This is a genomic window from Bacillus sp. TL12 (assembly GCF_022625245.1).
Classification (GTDB): Bacteria; Bacillota; Bacilli; order Bacillales; family Bacillaceae_G; genus Bacillus_A.
In genome coordinates this window covers 1-3,709 of the sequence record NZ_JAJJBY010000108.1, presented here as the reverse complement: position 1 = coordinate 3,709, position 3,709 = coordinate 1, and the positions used below count along the sequence as shown (strand labels likewise).

Below are 3,709 nucleotides of genomic sequence, written 5' to 3'. Positions count from 1 at the left end.
TACCTCTTCGGTAGCGTTTTTTTACATTGTATCGTATTTATCAGGATTCGTTCCAACATGTAAATTACGATCGAGCGTATCAATTTGCTTCATCTCTTCTTCTGTTAATGAAAAATCAAAAATCGTAAAGTTCTCTTGAATGCGAGATGGTGTAACAGATTTAGGAATTGTTACAATGCCACTTTGAATATCCCAGCGTAAAATAATTTGAGCAGGCGTTTTTTCATACTTTTTAGCAATCTCTTGAATAATTGGATGCTGAAATACTTCGCCACCTCTCATTAGCGGGCTCCATGCTTCCATTTGAATTTTTTCATTTTGACAAAAATCACGTAATTCAAACTGTGCAAGCATCGGGTGAAGTTCCACTTGGTTCACCATCGGCTTCACATTACAATTTGGCAGAAGTTGTTCTAAATGGTGCTGATGAAAATTCGAAACGCCAATTGCACGTACTTTTCCTTCTTCATATAATTTCTCAAGAGCACGATATGTATCTATGTATTTCCCTCTTATTGGCCAATGAATTAAATATAAATCCACATAATCCATTTGTAATTTCTTTAAACTTTTTTCAAATGCTTGAAGTGTTGTTTCATATCCTTGATCGTCATTCCATACTTTTGTCGTAATAAATAATTCTTCACGTGCGATTCCTGATTCACGAACCGCTTCTCCGACACCGCTTTCATTTTCATATACAGTCGCTGTATCAATAGAGCGATATCCAACTTCTAAAGCCGTTTTTACTGCTTGTTTTACTTCTTCTCCTTCTTTTGCTTTATATACACCTAAACCAAGCATCGGCATTTTCACGCCATTATGAAGTGTAGTTGTTGGAATATACATGATTGCTCCTCCTTCTTCTCTCTTTTGAATGATATAGAGAGATGGCATAAAATTTTTATAACCGTCACCTTATTTGAACAAGATTTATAGAAAAAGTCAAAATATATATACAGTTAACATAATATTTTTATAAAAATAACTTATGCTTACTCGTTCGCGTTCTTTTCTAACCATTGTTTTGCTTTCTCATCAATATTCCGTACAAAATCAGTCTTTCCTTCTGTATATCTCTCTCCATTACATATAAATTTTTCTGCTAAGTCTTTCTTTAATGCTGCATAAGCTTCCGCCTCTTCACAATGCGCCATCATATAATCACGAAACGCTAAATGACGTGTAATTTCTGGATTACCTACTTCGAAAACATGTAAATGGTACGACCTTTTTTCTTCGGTTCCATGAATAAAAAAACGCCGACCTGCAATCCCATTTTCGCCTTTTACAATATAACCAAGTTCTTCAAAACACTCGTTCCAATTATCTACCCTCTCAATATCTTCCACTTCCATAACCATATCAACAATCGGTTTTGCTGCGAGTCCTGGCACTGATGTGCTACCAATATGGTGTACTTTCACAGGCTCTGGCATCGCTTCCTTTAAACGTTTTTCTTCTATTTGAAATTTCTCATTCCAATGATTTTCATATGGAACTACTACAATTTTCCTCATGCCAATCCCCTTTTCTATTACATTGTAAAAAAATCATCAGGGCAATCCCACTGATGATTTTTTTGTATTATTTAAAGTCTTTCCAAGTGAGGTTACTTTCACTTAATAGTTCTTCAAACGATTTATTCTTTTCGCGTTCCTTCTGTTCTTTACGTTTTCTCTCTTGCTCTTCTATTTCTTTTTGTTCCGCTCTTACTTGTAATTCTTTCTTCTTACTTTTTAATTGATCCATTAATGACGCATTTAATTGATCACCAATTGTAATAGATTCCTTATCTGTCTGATTCATTTGCGTTTGTCTTTGCATTTGTCTTTGTTTCTTTTTCTTCATGACTTGCTCACCTTTTACTTTTTTCTCCATTATAGGGGAAATGACTCCCTCTCGACAATAAAAACAGACCATTCACTTTTCTTTTTTTCTATAATGTATATTTTGTAAAGATATGAACAAAAAGATAAAATTTTATTAATTTTTATAATAAATAGAATTTTTGTAGCAATCATTCTCTTAATCTATTAAAATTATGTCGTATGATGTCAGATTATAAAAAGGGAGAGAAAACGTATGTGGAAAAAAGTCATTCCGATTGCTCTAGCATTAAGTACCATTACATTTTCAAGTGTATTTGCTGCACCACCATCTCAGGTAACAGCAGAAAAAAATCGCTACATAGATGTACAAATGCTTGGAGTTAATGATTTTCACGGACAACTAGACACGGTAAAGAAAATTAACAACAAGGAAGCAGGTGGCGCTGAGTACTTAGCCGCTTATTTACGTGATCGTGAACAACAAAATCCAAACACACTAATGGTTCATGCTGGAGATATCGTCGGAGCAAGTCCTCCAGTTTCAGCACTCCTCCAAGACGAACCAACAATTGAATTTTTAAATGATTTAGGATTTGATGTTGGAACAATTGGCAATCATGAATTTGACGAAGGTATTACCGAAATGAATCGCCTTATTTATGGTGGATACCATGAAAAAACGGGAAATTTTAAAGGAGCAAACTTTCCTTACGTAGCTGCAAACTTCTATAACAAAACAACTGGTAGACTATTCTTACCACCATTCACTGTAAAAATGGTAGACGGAGTTCCTGTTGGTTTTATCGGGGTTGTAACAACAGATACACCTAATGTTGTTATGCCTACTATGCTTAAAAATGTACAAATTACAGATGAAGTAGAAGCAATTAATAAATCTGCACAACAACTGAAAAGGCTAGGGGTAAAATCAATCGTTGTTCTCGCACACGTGGGAGGTACAACTGATGATACTGGTGTAACGAATGGGGATCTCCTTCGTCTAGCAAATGATACTGACCCAGAAGTCGATGTCATTTTCGGTGGTCATAGTCACACTTATGTAAATGGAACTATTAACAACAAACTTGTCGTACAAGCAAATTCTTATGGAATGGCTTTTGCTGATGTTGATGTCAAGATTGATCGTAAAACAAAAGATATTGTTGAGAAAAAAGCTGAAGTGATCACCACCTATCATGAAGGTATAGCGCCTGATCAACAAGTGAAAAAGAAAATAGATCAATATAAAGAAAAAATCGCACCTCTTGTCAATGAAGTTGTTGGAAAGTCTACTGCACCGCTAGATCGTAAACAAAATGCTACTGGAGAATCCACTCTTGGAAATTTAATTGCGGACGCTCAGCGGGCAACAATGCAATCTCAAATTGCTCTCATGAATCCCGGTGGCATTCGTAATGATTTAGATGCTGGCGATATTACATGGGGAGAATTATATGGAATTCAACCATTTGGAAATCAGTTAATAAAGGTCAATTTAACTGGACAAGACATTCGAGATATTTTAAATCAACAATGGCAAAAAGATAAAACGAGAATGCTTCAAATTTCAGGTATTCAGTATACTTGGGATGCCAACAAACCAGATGGCGAAAAGGTTACAAATATTCATTTAACAAACGGTGAAGAACTCATTGCCACTAAAACGTATAGCATCGTTGCAAATGCCTTTCTTGCTTCAGGAGGAGATGGATTTGTGTCCTTTAAAAATGGAAAAGACGCTGAAACAGGGCCAAATGATTTTGAAGCGTTAGTGGATTATGTAAAACAAGTAAAAGAACCGATTCAACCTATTATTGATGGGCGAATTCAAAGAGTAAACTAAACTTTATAATTCATAAAAAGAGAGAGGTTATACA

4 protein-coding genes are annotated in these 3,709 nt (G+C 35.2%); 1 reads left to right on the top strand and 3 read right to left on the bottom strand.

Annotated elements, in window-relative coordinates:
* Positions 1–21 precede the first annotated feature (21 nt).
* The 3 genes from LOK41_RS27625 to LOK41_RS27615 all read right to left on the bottom strand — a co-directional run bounded on the left by LOK41_RS27625 (position 22) and on the right by LOK41_RS27615 (position 1,851).
* On the bottom strand, positions 22–849 hold the full coding sequence (locus LOK41_RS27625) for an aldo/keto reductase (protein ID WP_241819300.1): 828 nt from the start codon (positions 847–849) through the stop codon (positions 22–24).
* 146 nt (positions 850–995) lie between these two features.
* Positions 996–1,520 (bottom strand): GrpB family protein, encoded by a 525-nt coding sequence (locus LOK41_RS27620; RefSeq protein ID WP_241819299.1) that lies wholly within the window; start codon positions 1,518–1,520, stop codon positions 996–998.
* Between the two features lie 67 nt (positions 1,521–1,587).
* Positions 1,588–1,851, bottom strand: a complete 264-nt coding sequence (locus tag LOK41_RS27615; protein ID WP_174099132.1) for a YqkE family protein — start codon at positions 1,849–1,851, stop codon at positions 1,588–1,590.
* A gap of 234 nt (positions 1,852–2,085) precedes the next feature.
* On the opposite strand from LOK41_RS27615, the gene LOK41_RS27610 reads away from it, so the two are divergent.
* Entirely contained in the window at positions 2,086–3,675 is a 1,590-nt protein-coding gene (locus LOK41_RS27610) for a bifunctional metallophosphatase/5'-nucleotidase (protein WP_241819298.1), read from the top strand.
* Positions 3,676–3,709 lie beyond the last annotated feature (34 nt).

What these genes read in the sequence shown, in the direction of transcription:
- LOK41_RS27625 (WP_241819300.1), bottom strand. Translation starts at nt 849, where the DNA reads ATGTATATTCCAACAACTACACTTCATAATGGCGTGAAAATGCCGATG.
- LOK41_RS27615 (WP_174099132.1), bottom strand. Translation starts at nt 1,851, where the DNA reads ATGAAGAAAAAGAAACAAAGACAAATGCAAAGACAAACGCAAATGAAT.
- LOK41_RS27610 (WP_241819298.1), top strand. Translation starts at nt 2,086, where the DNA reads ATGTGGAAAAAAGTCATTCCGATTGCTCTAGCATTAAGTACCATTACA.
- LOK41_RS27620 (WP_241819299.1), bottom strand. Translation starts at nt 1,520, where the DNA reads ATGAGGAAAATTGTAGTAGTTCCATATGAAAATCATTGGAATGAGAAA.